This window comes from Hymenobacter canadensis, assembly GCF_027359925.1.
In the GTDB taxonomy this organism is placed as follows: Bacteria; Bacteroidota; Bacteroidia; order Cytophagales; family Hymenobacteraceae; genus Hymenobacter; species Hymenobacter canadensis.
On the sequence record NZ_CP114767.1, the window covers coordinates 1,134,229 to 1,155,203 of the forward strand.

General features: G+C 59.4%; 21 protein-coding genes. 11 read left to right on the forward strand and 10 right to left on the reverse strand.

Features of this window, described 5'->3' with window-relative positions; genetic code table 11:
- The first annotated feature begins 7 nt into the window (after positions 1 to 7).
- The 5 genes from O3303_RS04875 (at position 8) to O3303_RS04895 (ending at position 5,094) form a co-directional block, all read left to right on the forward strand.
- Positions 8 to 919 (forward strand): bifunctional 5,10-methylenetetrahydrofolate dehydrogenase/5,10-methenyltetrahydrofolate cyclohydrolase, encoded by a 912-nt coding sequence (locus tag O3303_RS04875; RefSeq protein WP_269560946.1) that lies wholly within the window; start codon positions 8 to 10, stop codon positions 917 to 919.
- Positions 920 to 1,233: 314 nt separating this feature from the next.
- On the forward strand, positions 1,234 to 1,815 hold the full coding sequence (locus O3303_RS04880; RefSeq protein ID WP_269561877.1) for a 7-carboxy-7-deazaguanine synthase QueE: 582 nt from the start codon (positions 1,234 to 1,236) through the stop codon (positions 1,813 to 1,815).
- Between the two features lie 11 nt (positions 1,816 to 1,826).
- Positions 1,827 to 3,767: an OmpA family protein gene (locus tag O3303_RS04885; protein WP_269560947.1), complete on the forward strand. Its 1,941-nt coding sequence runs from the start codon at positions 1,827 to 1,829 to the stop codon at positions 3,765 to 3,767.
- A 302-nt stretch (positions 3,768 to 4,069) separates the two neighbouring features.
- A complete protein-coding gene (locus O3303_RS04890; RefSeq protein ID WP_269560948.1) occupies positions 4,070 to 4,432 on the forward strand; it encodes a hypothetical protein in 363 nt (120 codons plus the stop codon).
- 302 nt (positions 4,433 to 4,734) lie between these two features.
- Positions 4,735 to 5,094, forward strand: coding sequence for a hypothetical protein (locus O3303_RS04895; protein ID WP_269560949.1), 360 nt, complete (start codon positions 4,735 to 4,737; stop codon positions 5,092 to 5,094).
- An 84-nt stretch (positions 5,095 to 5,178) separates the two neighbouring features.
- On the opposite strand, the gene O3303_RS04900 is transcribed toward O3303_RS04895, so the two are convergent.
- The 5 genes from O3303_RS04900 to O3303_RS04920 form a co-directional block, all read right to left on the reverse strand.
- A complete protein-coding gene (locus O3303_RS04900) occupies positions 5,179 to 6,471 on the reverse strand; it encodes a citrate synthase (RefSeq protein ID WP_269560950.1) in 1,293 nt (430 codons plus the stop codon).
- A 232-nt stretch (positions 6,472 to 6,703) separates the two neighbouring features.
- Complete coding sequence (gene mnmE / locus O3303_RS04905) at positions 6,704 to 8,095, reverse strand: tRNA uridine-5-carboxymethylaminomethyl(34) synthesis GTPase MnmE (RefSeq protein WP_269560951.1); 1,392 nt, start codon at positions 8,093 to 8,095, stop codon at positions 6,704 to 6,706.
- Positions 8,096 to 8,186: 91 nt separating this feature from the next.
- Positions 8,187 to 8,846 carry a metal-dependent transcriptional regulator gene (locus O3303_RS04910; protein ID WP_269560952.1) on the reverse strand — a complete coding sequence of 220 codons (660 nt, stop codon included), beginning with the start codon at positions 8,844 to 8,846 and terminating at the stop codon, positions 8,187 to 8,189.
- A 136-nt stretch (positions 8,847 to 8,982) separates the two neighbouring features.
- Positions 8,983 to 9,993, reverse strand: a complete 1,011-nt coding sequence (locus O3303_RS04915; RefSeq protein WP_269560953.1) for a 3-oxoacyl-ACP synthase III family protein — start codon at positions 9,991 to 9,993, stop codon at positions 8,983 to 8,985.
- 94 nt (positions 9,994 to 10,087) lie between these two features.
- A complete protein-coding gene (locus O3303_RS04920) occupies positions 10,088 to 11,233 on the reverse strand; it encodes a glycosyltransferase family protein (protein WP_269560954.1) in 1,146 nt (381 codons plus the stop codon).
- A gap of 153 nt (positions 11,234 to 11,386) precedes the next feature.
- Here O3303_RS04920 and O3303_RS04925 point away from each other — a divergent pair, with 153 nt between their 5' ends.
- Together O3303_RS04925 and O3303_RS04930 are read left to right on the forward strand one after the other, a co-directional pair.
- Complete coding sequence (locus O3303_RS04925) at positions 11,387 to 12,211, forward strand: 2,3,4,5-tetrahydropyridine-2,6-dicarboxylate N-succinyltransferase (protein WP_269560955.1); 825 nt, start codon at positions 11,387 to 11,389, stop codon at positions 12,209 to 12,211.
- A 150-nt stretch (positions 12,212 to 12,361) separates the two neighbouring features.
- Entirely contained in the window at positions 12,362 to 13,159 is a 798-nt protein-coding gene (locus tag O3303_RS04930) for a hypothetical protein (protein WP_269560956.1), read from the forward strand.
- Between the two features lie 87 nt (positions 13,160 to 13,246).
- On the opposite strand, the gene msrA is transcribed toward O3303_RS04930, so the two are convergent.
- Together msrA and O3303_RS04940 are read right to left on the reverse strand one after the other, a co-directional pair.
- Positions 13,247 to 13,789 carry a peptide-methionine (S)-S-oxide reductase MsrA gene (gene msrA, locus O3303_RS04935; protein ID WP_269560957.1) on the reverse strand — a complete coding sequence of 181 codons (543 nt, stop codon included), beginning with the start codon at positions 13,787 to 13,789 and terminating at the stop codon, positions 13,247 to 13,249.
- 238 nt (positions 13,790 to 14,027) lie between these two features.
- A complete protein-coding gene (locus O3303_RS04940) occupies positions 14,028 to 14,918 on the reverse strand; it encodes a 3-hydroxybutyryl-CoA dehydrogenase (RefSeq protein WP_269560958.1) in 891 nt (296 codons plus the stop codon).
- Positions 14,919 to 15,272: 354 nt separating this feature from the next.
- Here O3303_RS04940 and O3303_RS04945 point away from each other — a divergent pair, with 354 nt between their 5' ends.
- On the forward strand, positions 15,273 to 15,443 hold the full coding sequence (locus tag O3303_RS04945) for a lmo0937 family membrane protein (RefSeq protein ID WP_269560959.1): 171 nt from the start codon (positions 15,273 to 15,275) through the stop codon (positions 15,441 to 15,443).
- 114 nt (positions 15,444 to 15,557) lie between these two features.
- On the opposite strand, the gene O3303_RS04950 is transcribed toward O3303_RS04945, so the two are convergent.
- Positions 15,558 to 16,391, reverse strand: a complete 834-nt coding sequence (locus O3303_RS04950; protein ID WP_269560960.1) for a hypothetical protein — start codon at positions 16,389 to 16,391, stop codon at positions 15,558 to 15,560.
- Positions 16,392 to 16,408: 17 nt separating this feature from the next.
- Entirely contained in the window at positions 16,409 to 18,031 is a 1,623-nt protein-coding gene (locus O3303_RS04955; protein ID WP_269560961.1) for an ABC-F family ATP-binding cassette domain-containing protein, read from the reverse strand.
- A 293-nt stretch (positions 18,032 to 18,324) separates the two neighbouring features.
- On the opposite strand from O3303_RS04955, the gene O3303_RS04960 reads away from it, so the two are divergent.
- Positions 18,325 to 18,795: a DUF4199 domain-containing protein gene (locus O3303_RS04960; RefSeq protein WP_269560962.1), complete on the forward strand. Its 471-nt coding sequence runs from the start codon at positions 18,325 to 18,327 to the stop codon at positions 18,793 to 18,795.
- A gap of 277 nt (positions 18,796 to 19,072) precedes the next feature.
- Positions 19,073 to 19,477 (forward strand): DUF4890 domain-containing protein, encoded by a 405-nt coding sequence (locus tag O3303_RS04965; RefSeq protein WP_269560963.1) that lies wholly within the window; start codon positions 19,073 to 19,075, stop codon positions 19,475 to 19,477.
- A gap of 174 nt (positions 19,478 to 19,651) precedes the next feature.
- On the opposite strand, the gene O3303_RS04970 is transcribed toward O3303_RS04965, so the two are convergent.
- Positions 19,652 to 20,044, reverse strand: a complete 393-nt coding sequence (locus O3303_RS04970) for a hypothetical protein (protein ID WP_269560964.1) — start codon at positions 20,042 to 20,044, stop codon at positions 19,652 to 19,654.
- A 208-nt stretch (positions 20,045 to 20,252) separates the two neighbouring features.
- Between O3303_RS04970 and O3303_RS04975 the strand changes: the two genes are divergently transcribed.
- Entirely contained in the window at positions 20,253 to 20,975 is a 723-nt protein-coding gene (locus O3303_RS04975) for a murein L,D-transpeptidase catalytic domain family protein (RefSeq protein ID WP_269560965.1), read from the forward strand.

Here is a 20,975-nt window from a genome sequence, read left to right on the forward strand (position 1 = left end):
AAACCCCATGACCACTGCCCCCGACGCCACCACCTACCGCCTCATCGACGGCAAGCAAACCGCCGAGGCCATCAAGGAAGAAATTGCCGCCGAAGTAGCCCAGCGCAAAGCCGCCGGCCAGAAGACGCCCCATCTGGCCGCCATTCTGGTCGGCCACGACGGCGGCTCGGAAACCTACGTGCGCAATAAGGTGCTGGCCTGCGAGCGGGTAGGCTTCGAGAGCACACTGCTGCGCTACGAAGACACCATCACGGAGGCCGAACTGCTGGCCAAGGTGCAGGAGCTGAACGAGGACGAGAGCATTGACGGCTTCATCGTGCAGCTGCCGCTGCCGCGCCACATCGACACCAATAAGGTGATTGAGGCGGTGCGGCCGGAGAAGGACGTGGACGGTTTCCACCCGATGAACATCGGGCGGATGGTGGCCGGCTTGCCGGCGCTGCTGCCCGCCACGCCCTCGGGTATCGTGGAGCTGCTGCGCCGCTACAAGCTGCCGACGGACGGCAAGCACTGCGTGGTAATCGGGCGTAGTAACATTGTGGGTACGCCGGTTAGTATACTGCTGGCCAAGAATTTAGAGCCCGGTAACTGCACCGTGACTTTATGCCACTCGCGCACCCAGAACCTAGCCGACATCACCCGCACCGCCGACATCCTGGTAGCCGCCCTGGGCCGCCCGGAGTTCGTGACGGCCGATATGGTGAAGCCTGGGGCGGTGGTAATCGATGTGGGCACTACCCGTGTGGAGGACGCCGACAAGAAGTCGGGTTGGGCGCTGAAGGGCGACGTGAACTTTGCCGAAGTGGCCCCGCTCACGTCCTACATCACGCCTGTACCGGGTGGCGTTGGGCCGATGACCATTGCCATGCTGCTGCTCAACACGCTGCGGGCCGCGAAAGGGGAGGTGTACCCGAAGTAGTTGTCAGTTGGTAGTTATCCGTTGTTAGTGGCAGGTTTGTTTGCAAAAGCACCTCATCAAATACTGACAACTACCAACTAACAACGAGCAACTCATCCGTAAAATCCAATAAAACCAGCCCCGGACTTTTGAATTTCGGGGCGTTGTACTACTTTTAAAGTCGGGCCGACGGAGAAGGGGTCGAATCAGCGTTGATTCGGAGTGCCTGCCGGCGGCCCGGCTTTACCTGTTTTCTACCCATTTTGCTGCACGAACTTTCTCTTGTATCGGCGGCCTCAGGCAACACTGAGGTTCCGGCCACCGCGCTGCCCCTCATGGAGCAGTTTTATACCATTCAGGGCGAGGGCTACAACACGGGCCGCGCCGCCTATTTCCTGCGCCTGGGCGGCTGCGACGTGGGATGCGTCTGGTGCGACGTAAAGGACTCCTGGGACGCCGACAAGCACCCGCGCGTTTCCATCACCGACATGGTGGCCGCGGCGACGGCCCACGCGGGCCGCAACGTCGTTATCACCGGCGGTGAGCCCCTGATGCACCAGTTGGGCCCGCTGACGGCGGCCCTGCACGCCGCCGGCTGCCAGAACTGGATTGAAACCTCCGGCGCCTACCCGCTCAGTGGCAAGTGGGACTGGATCTGCGTGTCGCCGAAGAAGTTCAAGGCCCCGTTGCCCGAAACCCTGCAGCAGGCACACGAGCTTAAAATTATCGTTTTCAATAAGTCGGACTTTGCCTGGGCCGAAGAGCACGCCGCGCAGGTAGGCCCCGACTGTCGGCTGTATCTACAGCCAGAGTGGAGCAAGGCTTCGCAGATGATGCCGCTTATCGTGGACTATGTGAAAGACAATCCACAGTGGCAGGTATCGTTACAGACGCATAAATTCCTCGATATCCCGTAGTATCCCGCTCTATGCGCCGAATATTGTTTGCCGTGCCGATGCTGGCCAGTATGCTGCTCCCGCTGGGGGCTTCGGCCCAAGCCACTCTGGCCACGGCCAATACGAAGGCCCGCAGCCTCTGGGACAAGGCGCAGATCCAGGCCAAGGAGCGCAACTTCACCAAGGCCATCGAAACCCTGACGGTGCTCAACCAGAAGTTTCCGTCGTTGGGGGAGCCCTATGTGTTGCGGGGCTCGCTGCTGAAAGCCATGGGCGACAACCGCCCGGCCTTCGAAGCCTACCGCGACGGACTGGCCAAGCTGCCCGCCGACGCCAACCGCGCCAACGACTACTACACGTTGGGCGAACTGGCCATGAGCTTCGGCGAGTACCAGACGGCCGCCGAAAGCTACCGCCGCCTGCTCAAGACCGGGCCCAAGGGCCAGCGCTTTGCTTCCCGGGCCCAGCGCCAGCTGCTCAACTGTGAGTTTGCCGCCAAGGCCATAGCCAACCCTGTTGGCGTGCAGCCGGAGCGGCTGGGAGCCCCACTAAATACCTTCCGGTTTCAATATTTTCCGGCCCTCACCGCCGACAACCGTTTTCTGGTCTTCACGGGCCGGGCCACTTCTGAAAGCGGCGAGGATCTGTTTGTGTCGAAGATGAACAAGGACGGCAGCATCGGCGACCCGGCCTCCATTTCGCCCTTCATCAACACGCCCTACAACGAAGGCGCGGGCACCATTTCCGGCGACGGCAAGACGCTGGTATTTGCCTCCTGCGACCGGCCCAACTCCGTAGGCAACTGCGACCTGTATATCTCGCGCCGCACCGGCAACAACTGGAGCAAGCCCCAGAACCTGGGCCGCACCGTCAACTCGGTGGAGTGGGATTCGCAGCCTACGCTTTCGGCCGATGGCCGCACGCTGTATTTCACCTCCACGCGCCGGGGCGGGCAGGGGCAGGAAGACATCTACGTGACTACCGTGGATGCCAATGGCAACTGGACGCCGGCCCGCAACCTGGGACGCCCCGTGAATACGCCCGGCAAAGACATGGCTCCGTTCATCCACGCCAGCAGCACCACGCTATACTACGTCACGGATGGACTGGTGGGCATGGGCGGGCTGGATGTGTACCGTTGCGAAATGCAGAGCGCCACGGCCTGGAGTGAGCCCACAAATCTGGGCTATCCGCTTAATACACACGAGAATGAGGCATCCTTGTTCATCTCTTCCGATAACCGCCGGGGCTTCTGCTCCCGCTCCCGGGCCGCCGAGCCGGGCGTGCGCAAAGAGCAGGACCGCCCGGTAGAGCTGTTCAGCTTTGAGGTGCCCCAGCAGGTGCGGGCCCGCGAAACCAGCACCTACACCCAGGGCCGCGTCTTCGACGCCGTCACCAAAAAGCCCATTCAGGCCGACGTGCAGCTCTACGACCTGAACACCGACGAGCTGACCCAGTACGTCACGTCCGACTCCGAAAATGGCGACTATACGGTGGTGCTGAACGAAGGCCGCCAGTACGCCATGTACGCGGCGGCCAACAAATACCTGATGAGCAGCCTCAGCTTCGACTACAGCGACAAGCGCAGCTTCGATCCGCTGGTGCTGGATATCTACCTGGAGCCGGTGCGCTCCGGCCGCAGCATCGTGCTCAACAACCTGTTCTTCGACACCCGTGAGTACGCGCTCAAGCCGAAGTCGCGCACCGAACTCAACCGGCTGGTGGGCTTCATGAAGCAGTATCCGGAAGTACAGGTGGAAATCATCGGCCACACCGACGATGTCGGCTCTGATGACGACAACTTGGTTCTTTCGCAGAACCGCGCCAAATCGGTCTACAGCTACCTTATCAGTCAGGGCGTTAAAGTGAACCGCCTGCGCTTCAAAGGCTACGGTGAGAGTAAACCGTTGGTAGCCAACGACACCGAAGGCCACCGCCAGCAGAACCGGCGCATCGAGCTCCGGATTCTCTAAAAGCGGCAACCGGCAGGAGAGGAGAAGCCCCCGAAACAGGGACATGAAAGTCCGACAGCACTGGCTGTCGGACTTTTTTTGTTTGTACTATTTCTTTCCGGCAGGATTTTAAGTGGCTGATAATCAGTGGTGGGAATACGAGGTAGGAAAGCTTGAAATTAGAATAGTTATAAAAATAATTTGTATTATTAAATTTTAATTGTACATTTGGCTATCCTGACGGCTCAGACGCCTCTCCCCTACTGCTGAGTGCAGGTAACGAATCGACTTTTTCTTCATTCACTTTCCAAACCCCTAGTAGCATGAAACACGTTTTTCTCACTGGCTTGGCGGTGGCCCTGTTCTTCGTAGCCCAGGCCAAATCGAATGGCGACGCCGCCCTGGTGGCCCGCGCCACGGCACTCACCCGCATTCAGGCAGAGAAGGCTCACCTCGATGAAGGGCAGTATCTGCGGGTGAAGCAGCTCAACATCCGGATGTTCTCGGAAATGGAAGACCTGAAAACCCGCTTCGCTGCCGACCCAGCTATTATGGACGAGCGGCTGGCCGTAGCCCAGGCCCGCTACGAAATGGCGCTGACCGCCCTGATGCGCCCCGCACAGCTGGCCGTGTTCCAGCAGTCGCGCTCCAGCATGACGGCGCTTAGTGCGCCTGCACCACGCTAAAAGCTTCATATTGCTTCATAGAAAAGCCCGTCGATGCGAGCTTTTCTATGAAGCAATATGAAGCCGGGAACTCGGGTGTCAGCTGCTTCCCAAAAGCCATCAGAAAAGGGGGCCAGGGCTATGTAGCAAGCCGGCATAGTTCTATTACAGCTGATTTGTAAATAAATCGCTAAAATATGTTGATATTCATTTAATAATCTATATATTCATTGGTGAGCTACTGCAATCGGCCAACATCATAGCTTGGCCAACAGGCGGCTGTAGTTTCTTCTGTTCAACCCCAAACCAAACCCTCAACTCCCATGAAAAACCTTTCCGCATTTCTTCTACTTGTGTTTTTGATGGTCAGTGGAGTAGCTAAGGCTGGTCCTGGTGATCAGCAGAAACTGACGGCGCGTGCTACTACACTCACCAAGCAAATGGCCCGTGTGACGCCGCTGAATGAGGGACAATATGTGAAAGTGCGCCAACTGAACCTGCGCCTGCTCGGCGAAGTGCAAGCCATTCAGACCCGTTTTGCTACCGATGCCACCGCCCTCGACCAGCAGATGGCCGAAGTGCAGGCGCGCTACGAATGGGACCTCGCCACGATTCTGTGGCCCCGCCAGATGGTGGCCTACACCCAAGCCAAAGCCGACCTCATGGCCTTTGGCAGCCGCTAAGCTGCTTTCCGGATTAGTAGAACAAGAAGAAGGCCCACTCTCAACCGAGAGTGGGCCTTCTTCTTGTTCTAGTGCAGTTTGCTGCTAGCTACGCTGCGCGATGGGCTGATAGTCGCGCTCCAGTTCGCCGGTATAGATCTGGCGAGGACGGCCGATAGGCTCTTTGTTTTCGCGCATCTCTTTCCACTGGGCAATCCAGCCGGGCAGGCGGCCCAGGGCAAACATCACCGTGAACATCTCGGTTGGGATGCCGATGGCGCGGTAGATGATGCCGGAGTAGAAGTCAACGTTCGGATACAGCTTACGCTTAACGAAGTACTCGTCGGTGAGGGCTGCTTGCTCCAATTCCTGCGCGATTTTCAGCAGGGGGCTTTCTTCCAGACCCAGCGCTTTCAGCACTTCGTCGGCGGCTTTCTTGATGATGGTTGCCCGCGGGTCGAAGTTCTTATACACGCGGTGGCCGAAGCCCATCAGGCGGAACGAGTCGTTCGAGTCTTTGGCTTTATCGATCCACTTCTTGGTGTCGCCACCGTCGCGCTGAATGGACTCAAGCATCTCCACCACTTCCTGGTTGGCACCGCCGTGCAGCGGGCCCCACAGCGCGTTGATGCCGGCCGAAACCGAGCCATACAGGCTGGCGTTGGCCGAGCCTACCAGGCGTACCGTCGAGGTGGAGCAGTTCTGCTCGTGGTCGGCGTGCAGGATGAGCAGCTTGTTGAGGGCGCTAACTACCACCGGATTGATGTCATACTTCTCCGTAGGGAAGCTGAACATCATGTACAGGAAGTTGGAGCAGTAGTCGAGGTCGTTGCGCGGGTAGTTCAGCGGGTGACCCATGTTGTTCTTGTACGTCCAGGCCGCAATGGTCGAAATCTTGGCCATCAAGCGGATAACGTTGAGGTCGATTTCTTCCTTGCTCAGGTCGGGCGATACGCTTTCGGGGTAGAAAGCGGTGAGCGAGCAGATCAGGCTGCTCAGAATGGCCATCGGGTGGGCCGCCGACGGGAAGCCGTCGAAAATCTTGCGCACATCCTCGTGCACGAGTGTATGCTTGGTAATCTGGTGCTGGAAGTCGTCGAGCTGGACCTGGGTGGGCAGCGCGCCGTAGATGAGCAGGTAGGCGACTTCCAGGAAGCTGGATTTCTCGGCGAGCTGCTCAATCGGATAGCCCCGGTAGCGCAGAATGCCTTCCTCACCATCCAGGAACGTGATGGCGCTTTTCGTGGCTCCGGTGTTCTTGTAGCCCGAGTCGAGGGTTACGTAGCCAGTCTGGTCGCGCAACTTGCCGATGTCGAATGCTTTTTCGTGTTCGGTGCCTTCGATGACGGGAAGGGAATAGGATTTCCCGTCGAGGATCAATTCAGCAGACTCTGCCATAAAGGAGGATTAGAGGGTGGTTCGGGGGCGAAGCTAAAGAATTACCGGGTAGTCGGAAAGCTTGAGCTTGTTTGAGTACTGCTACTACAAACCGTGCCCCTGGGTTGTTTGAGAATGAATGTATCCGCAAAGAAAAGCAGTCCGGCCGTACAGGTAGCACGCTAACCTGCAATTTAATGCGGATTAAATGTGTCTGCCAGCGAAAATTCGCCTGCAAGATACTGGCTCCGCCTTATTTACCGATGCAGAACTGGGTGAAAATACTGGTCAGCAAATCGTCGGAAGAAATTTCGCCGGTGATTTCGCCCAGGGCCGCCAGGGCGTGGCGCAGGTCGGCGGCCAGCAGCTCGGTGCCGGCGCCCGTCGCCAGGCCCGTCAGCACGGCGTTGAGCGCCGAATTGGCGGCCTCCAGGCTGCGGGCATGGCGCAGGTTCGTGACGATGGTGCTGCTGCCCAGCCGGTCGAGGCCTTCGCCGCGCACCAGCTGCAGCAGCGCCTGTTGCAGCTCGTCGAGGCCGTCGCCGCGGCTGGCGGCAATGAGCACGGTACCTGGGCGGTCCTGGAAGGCCTCCAGCTCCGGGTCTGAGGCGGTATCGAGCTTGTTGCCTACGGCCAGCACCGGCACGCCCGGGGCCAAGCCAAGGGCTTGAATCTCTGCTTGAAGCTGATCAGGGGTAGTAGACGTAATATCAAATAGATATACGACCAAGGCAGCCTGCAGAACCCGCTTCATTGTGCGCTCGACACCCATGGATTCCACCACGTCGGTGGTGGTGCGCAGGCCGGCCGTATCCACAAACCGGAACCGGATGCCGTCGATGCTGACCTCATCTTCGATCAGGTCGCGGGTGGTGCCGGCAATGGCCGATACAATGGCGCGCTCCTCGTTGAGCAGGGCGTTGAGCAGCGTGCTCTTGCCGGCATTGGGCCGCCCGGCAATAACCGTGGTGACGCCGTTCTTGATGACGTTGCCGAGCTCAAACGAGCGGAGCAGGCGGCGCACCAGCGCCTGCACTTCTTGGAGCAGCGCTACCAGCCCGGTGCGGTCGGCAAACTCCACGTCTTCTTCGCCGAAGTCCAGCTCCAGCTCCAGCAGGGCGGCAAACTGCACGAGGCGGCCCCTCAGATCCTTCAACTCCCGCGAGAAGCCGCCGCGCATCTGCTGCATGGCCACCTGGTGCGAGAGCTGGGAGTCGGCGGCAATCAGGTCGGCCACGGCCTCGGCCTGGGCGAGGTCGAAGGCACCGTGCAGGAAGGCGCGTTTGGTGAACTCGCCGGCCTCGGCCAGCCGGGCGCCACGCCGCGTGAAGAGGCGCAGCACTTCCTGCACAATGTAGTCGGAGCCGTGACAGCTAATTTCCACCACATCCTCGCGGGTGTAGGAATGCGGGCCCCGGAACAGCGATACCACCACTTCGTCCAGGATCCGGTCGGCGTCGCGGATGGTGCCGTAGTGCAGCGTGTGGCCCGGCTGGTCGCGCAGACGCTTGCCGGCAAAGGCGCCGTCGGTGAGGGAAATAGCGTCCGGGCCCGAGAGGCGCAACACGGCAATAGCCCCCGCACCGGGTGGAGTCGAGAGGGCAATGATGGTATCAGAAAGCGCGGGAGGATGGGCTACGGCCACGGGCAAAAGAGCTAGTTCGGACGCAAAGGTACGCAACCCGCGCCGGGCAGAAATCCGGGGGCGGGCAGGCTGTCGGCAACCAACTTGAAACTTAGCCGGCTACGAAAAGATTGCGGCTTACCTCCGCAGAAAGCATGGTGGTATTTGTGTTGTTTATTCTGACTTCCAAAGAATTATCAAACTCCACTTTGTCCAGTACTTCAATATAGGAGCCCAGCTTGAGGCCGGCCTTGTCCAGATACTGCAGGAAGGCCACCGACGTATTCTTGACGGCCACCACCGGGCCCTGCTCGCCGGGCAGCAGGTCGGCCACGAGGCGGTGGGCGGGGCGTAGCATGGCGCCGTCTTCGGTCGGGATAGGGTCGCCGTGCGGGTCGAGGCGCGGGAAGCCCAGGAACTCGTCGAGGCGGCGCACGAGCAGCGGGGAGTCGATGTGCTCCATCTGTTCGGCTACCTCGTGCACCTCATCCCAGTTGAAGCCCAGCTTCTGCACCAGAAACACTTCCCATAACCGGTGCTTGCGAATGGTGAGCAGCGCCAGCTGCCGGCCCTCGGCCGTGAGCGACACACCCTTGTAGCGCTGGTAGTGCAGCAGGCCCTTTTCGCCGAGGCGGCGCAGCATATCCGTGACGGAGGCCGGGCGGGTCTGCAGCACCTCGGCAATGCTATTGGTGCTCACATCGAAGCCCGGCGCTGCTTCCGCCAGCTTATACACGGCTTTCAGGTAGTTTTCCTCGGTGAAGCTGGGCATGCAATAGAAGTGAGTATAGAGAAGTGAGAAGTTAAATGAAGAAGGAAATCAAACAGAAAAAAGTGAGACTAGGCAGAAGCAGCCGCTCCGTACACCAGTCTCACTTCTCACTTCTATTGTCTTACCTCTAAAAAAGCTACCACTTAATCAGAGCCGAGGCCCAGGTGAAGCCGGAGCCGAAGGCGGCCAGACACACCAGGTCGCCGCGCTTGATGCGGCCTTCCTGCACGGCCTCGCTCAGCGCAATGGGCACGCTGGCGGCGGTGGTGTTGCCGTAGCGCTGGATGTTGCTGAAGATTTTGTCGTCGGTGAGGCCCATTTTCTGCTGCACGTACTGCGTGATGCGTAGGTTGGCCTGGTGCGGAATCAGCATGTCGATGTCCTTGGACTCGTAGCCGTTGGCGTCGAGGGCCTCGCGGATAACCTGCGGGAAGCGCACGACGGCGTGCTTGAACACGTTCTGGCCGTTCATGTAGGGATACATGTCGAGCTCATTAGCCATGACGTATTCCACGCGTTTGTTGCGGTTGGAGCCGGGCTCCTTCACAATCAGCTCCTCGGCGTGCTCGCCTTGGGAGTGCAGGTGGGTGCTGAGAATGCCGTGGCCCTCGCGGGTGCTGGGCCGCATTACTACCGCGCCGGCGCCATCCCCGAAAATAACCGACACGCCCCGGCCGCGGGTGGTAATATCGAGGCCCGAGGAGTGAATCTCGGAGCCCACTACCAGTACCGTATCGTACATGCCGGTTTTGATAAACTGGTCGGCCATGCTCAGGGCGTACACGAAGCCGGAGCACTGGTTGCGCACGTCGAAGGCCGGAATGGGGGCCACGATGCCTAGCTCGCGCTGCAGCAGCACGCCCGAGCCTGGGAAAAAGTAGTCCGGCGACAGAGTGGCAAACACAATCATCTGCACATCGTCGGGCGTGAGGCCGGCCATTTCCAGGGCCTTGCGGGCCGCGTTGGCGCCCATGTTGGCCGTGGTGTCTTTGCCTTCCTCAAACCAGCGGCGCTCCCGAATGCCGGTGCGTTCCTGAATCCACTCGTCGGTGGTTTCCATGAGTTCGGTGAGTTCGGCATTGGTTACGACCCGCTCGGGTACGTAGTGGCCGACGCCGGCAATTTCAGAATGTCGGAGAGTAGACATGAGGAAGGGAATTAGGCAGAGAAACGGGGCAGGAGGTGCCGAAAGTAAGAAAAAGAAGGCTGTCCGCTCTCTAACGGCCGGCAAAGGTCGGCAGTTACCGAATAGAATCCACCACTGCGCCTAATTTTATGGCCTCGGAAGCCCACAGGGCGGCGGCGGGCGGGCCATTCGGGTAAAATTGGCGGTTGCTGATTTCCGCTGCCAATTCTTCGGAAACAGCGGCAAAGTCAACGACTACTGCGGCCTCGTGCGGGGCGGCCACCTGCTGCCACAAGGGGTTGGGCGGCAGCAGCAGGGGCAGGCCGTGCGCCAGATACTCGTAGAGCTTGGTAGGAATGCAGTGCGCCGAGCTGGGGTGCGGCCGGTAGGGCAGCAACCCCAGGTGGCTGCGCCGGATTTCGGCCACGATACGGGCGTGCGGCACCGGCTCGTCGCCGCCGACCAGCACGAGGCCTGGCTGCGCGGCCACCAACGCACGCAGGCGGGCCAGCACGGCCGGCTGCTGGCAAAACCCGATGATGGTAAGCTGCATGCCCGGCCAGTGCTGGCGCAGGCGCTGGGCAAATTCCACCGCCTCAAACACGCCGTTCAGCTCAGAAATGGTGCCCGAGTAGAGCAGCCGCAGTGGCTGGCCGAGTTCCGGCAACAGGCGGGCCTGGGCTGATAGGTTTTCGCCGGGTTGGGGCTGGTACTTATTTTCCAGCACCACCGTGTGTTCGGGCCGGGCAAAGGGCAGCTCGGCGGCGTAGCTGCGCTCGGCCAGTAGCACGCGGGCGGCGCGGCGGGCCGCTACGGTTTCCAGGGCCCGCACAGCCCCGGCCAGCAGCCCACGCAGCCAGGCCGAGTACACGCGCTGGGTGCGGATGTTGAGGGCGTAGTTTTCGCGTACGTCGTAGAGAAAGTGGCGGCGGCGGCCCAGTGCCTGCCAGAGCAGCGTGAGCGGGAGCAGCTCCGGGGCGTGCACCACCACCAGTTGGGGCTGTAGCTGCCGCAGCAGCTGCCAGTACCGTACCTGGGCCCGCAGCCGGTCCAGGCTCAGGCGGGTGCCGCGCAAAAGCTTATGGGTGTGAAGGTTAGCCGGGGCGCTGGCCGGGCGTGGCGCCTCGCGGCCCGCTACGTGCACCACCGTGTCCGGCCGGCCGGCCAGGGTGCGCCCGAACTTCCCGAACATGCGGGTATCGTCCAGGGGCTTGAGTACCGAGGCCAGTAAAATGACGGTTGGAGGCAACGGATGCGGCATTGTGGCAGCGAAGATGGTAAGTTTGTAGGTGAATGGTTTAGCAAGGGCAGTATTGTTTGGTGGCTGGCGGCTTTGTTAAGCGCTCTGCCTGCTTGCCCAACGACATGGCCATTTGCCCATCCAGCAATCCAATAACTCAACACTTCAGTAAGAATGACCGACCTGCAGCAAACCATCGAAGCAGCCTGGAACGACCGGAGCCTGCTCACGAATGCCACTACCACCGAAGCCATCCAGCACGTTATCGAGGAGTTGGATAAGGGCCGCTTGCGGGTGGCGCAGCCCGCCGCCGACCAGGAAGGCGGCTGGCTGGTGAACGACTGGGTGAAGAAAGCCGTCATCCTGTATTTCCCCATCCGCCAGATGGAAACCATCGAAGTAGGCCCGTTTGAGTTTCGCGACAAAATGCGCCTCAAAACCAACTACGAGCAGCAGGGCGTGCGGGTAGTGCCGCCCGCCGTAGCGCGCTACGGCTCCTATCTGGCCCCCGGCGTTATCCTGATGCCCAGCTACGTGAACATTGGCGCGTGGGTAGGCGAGGGTACGATGGTCGACACCTGGGCCACGGTCGGCTCCTGCGCGCAGATTGGCGCAGGCGTGCACCTGAGCGGCGGTGTGGGCATCGGCGGGGTGCTGGAGCCGGTGCAGGCCGCGCCAGTTATCATCGAGGACGGCGCCTTTGTGGGTTCGCGCAGCATTCTGGTAGAGGGCTGCTTTGTGGGCCGGGAGGCCGTAATCGGGGCGGGCGTGACCATCACCGGCAGCACTAAAATTATCGACGTGACGGGCCCGGAGCCTGTCGAGTACAAAGGCATGGTGCCGGCCCGCTCGGTGGTCATTCCGGGTTCCTACACCAAGCATTTCGCCGCCGGCGACTACCAGGTGCCCTGCGCCCTCATCATCGGGCAGCGCAAGCCCAGCACCGACCTCAAAACCAGCCTCAACGACGCGCTGCGCGAGCACAACGTGGCGGTTTAAGCGTTATTTACGGAACTGTCATCCTGAGCTTGCGAAGGATCCTGTCATGTCTGAACGATGATTGACCGGGAGTAAGCCTAGCAGTATAAGATCCTTCGCAAGCTCAGAATGACAGACATTCCTCTACCATCCCACACTTCCCCACAACGAATGAACACGAAATCTGGGCCGGTATCGGCGGCGGAAGCCCGCGATGAAATCCGGAATTACATTGCTGCCGAGTACGATAAGCCCGCCGCCGAGGTGCAGACTAAAGTGGTTTTCAACATGGATCTGCCGTGGGTAGATGGGGCCGTGCAGCCCTGCTACCTGGTGGAGTGGTTTGCCGGCCTGGCCAACGGCGTGGCCGTGACGGGCCCCTACACCTACAACCTGCCCGAGCTCAACGTGGGCGATACGCGCCAGCTGGGCGGCCTCAACGAGTGGCGCCAGCAGCTGCTCAACCTGTATGCCGGCTGCGAGGTAGCCACGGCCGCCCGCCTCACCCAGCCCCTCACCGACGTAGCTGACCCAACGCGCACCCGCCTGATCCTGGAAAACCTGCAGGACCGCCGGGCGCCACGCTTCGCCATCAACTGCTCGGTGCGGGAGTTTCTGCGCGTCGGCACCGATGAGTACTATGTGTTCAACGGCGACTGGGTGCACAACCCGCACTATTCCTACTCGGCCACGTTCGGCTTCAAGCCCCGGCAGGAAGACACGACCTTCACGCTGCCTGAAGACGAAAGCACGATCCGGATTGCGGCGCACAAATTCCTCACGCCAGTGCCCGAGGTGGGCGCTGATGGCGCTTTTCCGGGCGAACAGACTGGCTTCATCATGATGAAAAACGGCCGTGTAGTGGAGTATACCGGGGCACCTGCCACCCGCGCCGAAGTGGCCAAAGTGGCCATGTATTACCTGCTGGGCCAAGAAAACGGCCCATTTGCCATCAACCGCGCCCGCTAAAGCCAGCGGCTTGGCTTGATGGCCTTCAGCAAAACGCCCCGACTTACACATGTAAGTCGGGGCGTTTTGCTGAAGGCCGGATGCAGGTTATTGCAGCGCGCCTTTGCGTAGCATGTCGCCGAACACGGCGCGCACTTTGTCTACTTTGGGCCGCACCACAAACTGGCAGTAAGGCTCGCGGCCGTTTTGCTTGTAGTAGTTCTGGTGGTAGTCTTCGGCCGGGTAAAAGCTCTTGAGGGGCTCAATCTCCGTCACGATGGGCTGGTCGAAGGCCTTAGCTTCGTTGAGCTTCTGCTTGTATTCCTCGGCGAGGTGCTTCTGCTCGTCGTTGTGGTAGTACACGCCGGAGCGGTACTGCGTGCCGGCATCGGCGCCCTGGCGGTTGAGGGTGGTAGGGTCGTGGGTTTTCCAGAATATCTCCAGCAGCTGCTCGAAGCTGATAACCGCCGGGTCGTAGGTAAGCTGGATTACTTCGGCGTGGCCGGTCAGCCCGCTGCATACTTCGCGGTAGGTAGGGTTGGCGATGCGCCCGTTGGAATAACCGGATACTGCTTTTTCCACGCCTTCGAGGTCCTGAAACACGGCCTCGACGCACCAGAAACAGCCGGCTCCGAAAGTTGCCTTTTCCATTCGTTTATTGTCGTAGTTAAGAGAGGAAGATGCACGTAAGCTGCCGGCGCAAAGCACGGGGCAGCTAAATGCTTCGTACGCTTAAAAGCTTTTTCCGGCCAAAAAAGTTTGTTTTCCGTCGGCCATAAAGGGCTGCTGCCTGAGCCCGCCCTTCTCGCCGCGGCTTGAAAGCAAAACTGCCCCTCAGGTAACTGAGGGGCAGTTCGGGAGCTAGTTCCAAGGCGGCCGCGTGGCAGATCTACTTGCGGAAGCGCTCGGCCACTACCAGGTCCTTGGTGCCGTGGCCCCAGCTGTAGAAGCCCTCGCCCGATTTCACGCCGAGGCGGCCGGCCATCACCATGTTCACCAACAGCGGGCACGGGGCGTATTTGGGGTTGCCCAGCCCGTCGTGCAGCACGCGCATGATGGCCAAGCACACGTCCAGCCCGATGAAGTCGGCCAGCTGCAGCGGGCCCATGGGGTGGGCCATGCCCAGCTTCATCACCGTGTCAATTTCCTCTACGCCCGCCACGCCTTCGTGCAGACTGATGATGGCCTCATTGATCATGGGCATCAGGATGCGGTTGGCCACGAAGCCGGGGTAGTCGTTTACCTCGGTCGGCGTTTTGCTGAGCTGCCGCGACAGGTCCATGATGCGCGCCGTCACCTCGTCGGAAGTAGCGTAGCCCCGGATAACCTCCACCAGCTTCATCACCGGCACCGGGTTCATGAAGTGCATGCCAATCACTTTGTCGGGCCGCTGCGTGACGGCCGCAATCTTGGTGATGGAAATCGAGGAGGTGTTGGAGGCCAGAATGGCGTCCTGCGGTGCGTGCTCGTCGAGCTGCCGGAAAATGTTGAGTTTGAGGTCGACGTTTTCGGTGGCGGCTTCCACCACCAGCTGCACGTCGCGCACACCTTCGGCAATGCTCGTGAACGTGCGGATGCGGCCGACAGTGGCCGTTTTGTCTTCTTCGCTGAGGCTGCCTTTGGCTACCTGGCGGTCCAGGTTTTTGGCGATGGTGCCCAAGGCTTTATCGAGGGCCGGCTGGCTGATGTCGATGAGGGCAACCGGGAAACCGTGCTGAGCGAATACGTGAGCAATGCCATTGCCCATGGTGCCCGAGCCAATAACGGCGACGTTGATCATACTAAACAGGAAGGAAAGGGTGGGAAAGGAGCGGGGGGAGGCCGTAGTGCCTGCCAGCTGCAAAGCTACTCTGAAAAACGCGCCTGGTCCAATCGAAACGGCGGCGCGGAGCGGCCAGGGCGGTGCATTAACAGACGGAACGCTAAAAAGTTTGCGCTGGTAAAATGCCCTTTCCGGGTCAGTAGGCGGGTTTTTGATGATATCAGTAATAGCGGTTTCGGATTTTTCTAACAAGATTATATCCTTTTGATAACCCCCGCGTACAAATCCGCAAATCAGCCTGCTACTGCATCCCTACTGCATTACAGGTCGAAAAAACTTCCAAACTCTCTCCACCAACTCAATCCAATCATCATGGGCAATTTGCTGTACATCATCGCCGTAATCCTCATTCTCATCTGGGCACTGGGCTTCTTCGGCGTTCTGGGCACCGGCATGGCTGGCAACAACCTGATTCACATTCTGCTGGTTATCGCCATCATCGCCATCCTGCTGCGCGTTATTCGCGGCGGCCGCGTAGTCTAGCTACGCGCAGCCTACCGCTGGTAGGTTGAACGATAGTCTGAAAACCTTAAAAGGGCCTCCCATTAAGTTGGGAGGCCCTTTTTTGTTGGTGCTTCAGCTACGGAAAGCCAGTGGCTATTTTAGGTCGTACAGAAAGCTGAACCGAATAACCGGCTGCCCATACGGCGACAGGGGGTAACCCTGCGTGTCGTAGCCGTTATTGAAGTTGTACAGCAGCACAATGTCGGCCGCTATCCGGTCGCTGATCTGGCTGCGGTAGCCAGCGCCGGCCAGGGGCGTTTTCATCGTGCGGTTGGTTTTCACGATTTCAAGCTGTTGCGCGCCAGTCTGGTAGATGTCATAGCTCTGGGCTTTGGTCACCTCGTATTCGGCGTGGAAGAAGAACTGGTCGAACAGCTTGTATTGCAAAAAGGCCTTTATGCCAATGCTGTGCAAGCTAATGTTGCTGGGCAGCCCCACGGCCTGGAAATCCTGGGGAAAGGAGATGTTGTTGTAGGCGTAGCTGATGCCCGGACCCACAGATAGCTTCTCGTTTACCCGGTAGCCGATGGAAGGGCTCAGACTGGCACTGAACTGCCCGCCGCTGTAGGGGTTGCTGCTGTAGCCCAAGCCAAAGTTGGAGTACAGGAAATACCTGCGCAACGGCTTCGGCTGCTCGCTGGCGCGGCTGCCGGCCGGAAAATCCAACCCCGACGGGCTATCCGACGAGGGCTGCTGGGCGGGCAGTGGGGCGTTGGTAGGCGCCGGCGCCGGTACGGGCACCGCCTGCTCCTGCGGGCGCGGGGCCGGCGTGGATGGGCGGGGCGCCGTACCGGGCGGGGCCGTGTTCAGCTGCGGCTTCACGGTAGAAGTGCTGTCGGTGCGCTGGGCGGAGGCGGTGGGGGCCAGCGCCAGCCCGGCCCCCGTGGTGAGGGCCGCGGCAAGCAGAAAACGGAAAGAAACGTTCATACCGGAAGGTAACGCTATTAGGATACGAGTTGATATTTGCGCTGGCGCAAAGCCTTGATCTGCTCATCGGCCAGGTATTCTTCGTAGTTCATGCGCCGGTCGATGATGCCGTCGGGCGTGAGCTCAATGATACGGTTGGCAATGGTTTCGATGAACTGCAAATCGTGCGATACGAACAGCAGCGTGCCCTGGTAGTCGCGCAGGCTGTTGTTCAGAGCCGTAATGCTTTCCAGGTCCAGATGGTTCGTCGGGTCATCCAGAACCAGTACATTGCCCGATTCCATCATCATTTTGGAGAGCATGCAGCGCACTTTCTCGCCCCCGCTCAGCACGTTGCTCTTCTTCTGCGACTCCTCGCCCGAGAACAGCATGCGGCCCAAAAAGCCCCGGATGAACGATTCGTCCTTTTCGGTGCTGTACTGGCGCAGCCAGTCCACCAGGTTCAGATCGGTGTCGAAGAATTCGGAGTTTTCCTTGGGGAAGTAGCTCGGCGTGATGGTAGTGCCCCACTTGAAGTCGCCGGTATCAGGCCGGATCTGCTCGAACAGAATGTCGAACAGTAGCGAAGGCGCCCGGTCGTCGCGGCTGACGATGGCCACCTTATCCTTCTTGTCCAGCGAGAAGCTGGCGTTGCGGAACACCACCTGCCCGTCTACCGACTTGCTTAGGTTTTCTATGGTCAGCAACTGGTTGCCGGCTTCGCGCTCGGGCTTGAAGGCAATGTAGGGGTACTTGCGCGAACTGGGCTTGATTTCTTCCAACGTCAGCTTTTGCAGCAGCTTCTGGCGCGAGGTAGCCTGCTTGCTCTTGGAGGCGTTGGCCGAAAAGCGGCGCACAAACTCTTCCAGCTCCTTGCGCTTGTCCTCCGTCTTCTTGTTGATATCCTGGCGCTGGCGCAAAACCAGCTGGCTGCTCTCGTACCAGAACGAGTAGTTGCCAGGATACATGGTGATTTTCGAGAAGTCGAGGTCAGCCATATAGTTACACACCGCGTCGAGGAAGTGACGGTCGTGGCTCACCACAATCACCGTGTTCTGGAACGAGTCGAGGAAGTTCTCCAGCCACAGCACGGTTTCGGCGTCGAGACCGTTGGTGGGTTCGTCGAGCAGCAGCACGTCGGGGTTGCCAAACAGGGCCTGGGCCAGCAGCACCCGCACTTTGTCGGAGCCGCCCAAATCGCCCATCAGGGTGTTGTGCTTGTCCTCCCCGATGCCCAGGCCGGAAAGCAGCTCGGCGGCCTCATACTCGGCGTTCCAGCCTTCGAGGTCGGCAAACTCGCCTTCCAATGCCGCGGCCCGCTCGCCGTCGGCGTCCGAGAAGTCTGCTTTGGCATAGAGCGCATCCTTCTCTTCCATCACCTTCCAGAGGCGGTGGTGGCCCATAATCACGGTCTGGAGCACGGCCTGCGCATCATACGCAAACTGGTCCTGGCGCAGCACCGATAGGCGCGAGCCGGCCGGCATCATCACCGAGCCCGTGTTGGCCTCAATGTCGCCGGCCAGAATCTTCAGGAACGTGGACTTGCCCGCGCCGTTGGCGCCGATGAGGCCGTACACGTTGCCAGGCATGAACTTGATGGTAACGTCTTCAAACAGCACACGCTTACCATAGCGCAGGCTGACATTGGAGGTGCTAATCATAGAAAAAGAAAGGACGAAAAATCAGGCAATGCGAGGCACAACCGGCCCGCTGGCCCGCAAAAATACAGAAAATGCCCCGCGCCTCCGCACCCAAGCCTGACGCAACCAGCGAAGCTTGGCAAAACAATCAGTCAAAAAGACAAATTTATGCCCTCTACGCAACAACACGGCCGCAGAACGGTATAGAAGAAGGAGCGGGGCTAGGGCCAGCCCATTGACAAACAGTAGTTATATCTGTTCCGGTTCCGCTAGTCGTCTGGGTTTTCTCTTCCAACCTTTAACCATTTCGCTACATGAACGACTCCCGCATAACTCCCGAAACCAACGGCGTCCGCTACGGTCTTTTCACGTCGATTGGTATGATGCTCTATTTTGTGGTGGCCTCCTTCCTGGACCTCACCAGCCGGATTGAGTTCAGCTTCCTCAACTTCGCCATCATGGCCGTCGGAGTCTGCTTAGCCATTTCCAACTTCAAGCGCTACAAACACGACCGAATGCCTTACCTGCAGGGTTTCGGCACCGGTATCATCACGGCGGCGGTGTCGTCGCTGGTGTTCGGCTTCTTCTTTATTGGGGTCACCGCCCTGCGGCCCGATATCATGGACCAGATTCATGCCCGCGACCTGTTTGGGCTGGAGCTGTCGGCGCTGATTGCGTTTCTGGCCATCCTGCTGCAGGGCGCCATGGTTGGCGTCATCATCTCGCTGATAGCCATGCAGTACTTTAAAAGCCCTGATCATAAGCCTATTGAGGGAATTGAATAACGGCAAAAAAACCTGTGCAGAGGCCGGCTCCGGAAGGAGCCGGCCTCTTCTTATTTTACCCTATACCGTATTTTTTTACTGGTAACTGGCACTTTCCAGGAAAGAAGCGGGTTGTCCCAAAAGCAGAAATGAAAAAATAACCGGAAAAATTGATATTGTAATTATGCTAACATATATTTGCATTAAATATAGTAACAATAGAATCTAATTATCCTGCCGCATTGTTGCCTATTTGCCTGTCTTCACTTCCTGACACCTACCGTTTTTTGCCTTTGTTATGAAATCTGCCGCCTTTACTCTGTTGCTGTTTGCCGGCCTGGCCAGCAGCGCCGCTGCGCAGAAACAGGACCGCCATGCTGAGTTGCCGGGCATCGGGGACCCGTCGGCGGCTCGTGTAGAGGAAATGACCCGCCAGATGTCCAACACGCTACACCTGAACGAAGCCCAGTTCATCCGTTTGCGCGCCGTCAACCAGATCAAGCTCACGCGCATGGACGAAATCAGCTGGCAGTACAAAGATGACATCGCCCAGCAGCGGGCCAAGCTAGGCGAGCTGGAAGCCCAGTACGAAGACGAATGCAGCCGCATTCTGACCCCGTCACAGCTAAGCCTCTACCGCGCCGAGCAGCAGCAAGACAGCGTTCCGCCGAAAGCTGACCCTCAGGAGGGTGGCCTGGGCTAGCAGCCTGCTGGCACAATTCCTTATTCAACTGAAAAGCGGCATCTCCATTCGGGGATGCCGCTTTTGGTTTAAGCCCAGCGACATAGCGCGAGTGCACTGCTGAACGGGATACTGAAGGCCGGAGCTGAAGGAATTGCGAACTAATAAGTAAAGTAAATAGAGGATAATTTATATTTAGGGATTGTTCGGGCGAGCCGTCAGTACCTCAGTTACGGTACCAATTGGCCCAAACCGGATACTGAGCTTGTTGGCTCCTGAACGCTGGTGCGTGGGCAGGCAGTGCGGGCCCGATTCCAGGTAGTAGTTGTAGATTTTCTCGGTTTGCTCGGCCAGCTCTTCTTCATCGGGACGACCGAGAAGCTTTTCTATGGTGGCAGTGCGGAGGCCATATAGCTGCTCTTTACTTTGTAGCAGGCCTTTTAGCTGCGCCGGGCGCAGGTCCTGGCAGCCGTAGGTGTCGCGTCGCCACACGGCCGCATCGAAGCCAGGCAGCTCTGGAACTGCGGGGCTGCACGCCGCGAGAAGTGGCATGAAAATGAGGGTGTAGGCAAACCGGCGGAAGGACATAGTTGGGAGGTACGGAACTGAGTGCCTGTTAAAAAGGGTTGACGGCAGCAGGATTGAATGCGCTAAAATACTATTTTTGTAAACCCGGACCCGGGTCCAGAACATTCGCCTGCTTTTTCGCCCTGTTTCGCCCGTTCAGCCGATGACCTTTGCACCGACTGCCGTAGCCACGCTACTTCTTGCCGCCAGCCTTTTTGCATCTTCACCAGTGGCGGGTTCCCGCCCCGATTCCGAGCCTACCGGCAATATCAGCAGCCGTGCGCTGCGGGTGCAGTATCTGGCGGCTTTCGAGCAATACACGATGAGCAGCTACGCGGAAGCCCGGCTTACCAACTATGGCCTTTCCCCGAATGTTTATCGGGAGGCGCTGCTTGGCTACTACAGCCTGCACCGGAGCGGCGTCGCCAGCCAGCCCGTTATCACCATCATCGACTTTTCGTTGCCCAGCACGCAGAAGCGGCTGTGGGTAATTGATCTGAAACAGCAAAAGGTGCTGTTCCATACCTTGGTGGCTCACGGCAAAAACACCGGCGACAACATGGCCCAGCGTTTCTCTAACGTCGAAGGCTCGGAAATGAGCAGCCTGGGCTTCTACGTAACGGGCCAAACCTACCAGGGCAAGCACGGCCTTTCGCTGAAGCTGCACGGCCAGGATGCCCGCCACAATACCAATGCTGCGAGCCGGGCCGTAGTAGTACACGGCGCCGACTACGTGAGCGAGCAGTTTGTGCGGCAGCATGGGCGCCTGGGCCGCAGTCAGGGCTGTCCGGCGCTGCCAGTAGCGCAGGCGCCCACCATCATTCGGGCAATCCGCAACGGGTCCGTGGTGTATGCGCACGGGCCCAGCAGCGCCTCCTACGCCTCGACATGGTTGCAGCTCGACCCCGCCCTGACGGCTTTCGCGCAGTGGCGCGGCCTGCCCGGCGCCTAG

What these genes read in the sequence shown, in the direction of transcription:
- O3303_RS04875 (WP_269560946.1), top strand. Translation starts at nt 8, where the DNA reads ATGACCACTGCCCCCGACGCCACCACCTACCGCCTCATCGACGGCAAG.
- O3303_RS04880 (WP_269561877.1), top strand. Translation starts at nt 1,234, where the DNA reads ATGGAGCAGTTTTATACCATTCAGGGCGAGGGCTACAACACGGGCCGC.
- O3303_RS04885 (WP_269560947.1), top strand. Translation starts at nt 1,827, where the DNA reads ATGCGCCGAATATTGTTTGCCGTGCCGATGCTGGCCAGTATGCTGCTC.
- O3303_RS04890 (WP_269560948.1), top strand. Translation starts at nt 4,070, where the DNA reads ATGAAACACGTTTTTCTCACTGGCTTGGCGGTGGCCCTGTTCTTCGTA.
- O3303_RS04895 (WP_269560949.1), top strand. Translation starts at nt 4,735, where the DNA reads ATGAAAAACCTTTCCGCATTTCTTCTACTTGTGTTTTTGATGGTCAGT.
- O3303_RS04900 (WP_269560950.1), bottom strand. Translation starts at nt 6,471, where the DNA reads ATGGCAGAGTCTGCTGAATTGATCCTCGACGGGAAATCCTATTCCCTT.
- O3303_RS04910 (WP_269560952.1), bottom strand. Translation starts at nt 8,846, where the DNA reads ATGCCCAGCTTCACCGAGGAAAACTACCTGAAAGCCGTGTATAAGCTG.
- O3303_RS04915 (WP_269560953.1), bottom strand. Translation starts at nt 9,993, where the DNA reads ATGTCTACTCTCCGACATTCTGAAATTGCCGGCGTCGGCCACTACGTA.
- O3303_RS04920 (WP_269560954.1), bottom strand. Translation starts at nt 11,233, where the DNA reads ATGCCGCATCCGTTGCCTCCAACCGTCATTTTACTGGCCTCGGTACTC.
- O3303_RS04925 (WP_269560955.1), top strand. Translation starts at nt 11,387, where the DNA reads ATGACCGACCTGCAGCAAACCATCGAAGCAGCCTGGAACGACCGGAGC.
- O3303_RS04930 (WP_269560956.1), top strand. Translation starts at nt 12,362, where the DNA reads ATGAACACGAAATCTGGGCCGGTATCGGCGGCGGAAGCCCGCGATGAA.
- msrA (WP_269560957.1), bottom strand. Translation starts at nt 13,789, where the DNA reads ATGGAAAAGGCAACTTTCGGAGCCGGCTGTTTCTGGTGCGTCGAGGCC.
- O3303_RS04940 (WP_269560958.1), bottom strand. Translation starts at nt 14,918, where the DNA reads ATGATCAACGTCGCCGTTATTGGCTCGGGCACCATGGGCAATGGCATT.
- O3303_RS04945 (WP_269560959.1), top strand. Translation starts at nt 15,273, where the DNA reads ATGGGCAATTTGCTGTACATCATCGCCGTAATCCTCATTCTCATCTGG.
- O3303_RS04950 (WP_269560960.1), bottom strand. Translation starts at nt 16,391, where the DNA reads ATGAACGTTTCTTTCCGTTTTCTGCTTGCCGCGGCCCTCACCACGGGG.
- O3303_RS04955 (WP_269560961.1), bottom strand. Translation starts at nt 18,031, where the DNA reads ATGATTAGCACCTCCAATGTCAGCCTGCGCTATGGTAAGCGTGTGCTG.
- O3303_RS04960 (WP_269560962.1), top strand. Translation starts at nt 18,325, where the DNA reads ATGAACGACTCCCGCATAACTCCCGAAACCAACGGCGTCCGCTACGGT.
- O3303_RS04965 (WP_269560963.1), top strand. Translation starts at nt 19,073, where the DNA reads ATGAAATCTGCCGCCTTTACTCTGTTGCTGTTTGCCGGCCTGGCCAGC.
- O3303_RS04970 (WP_269560964.1), bottom strand. Translation starts at nt 20,044, where the DNA reads ATGTCCTTCCGCCGGTTTGCCTACACCCTCATTTTCATGCCACTTCTC.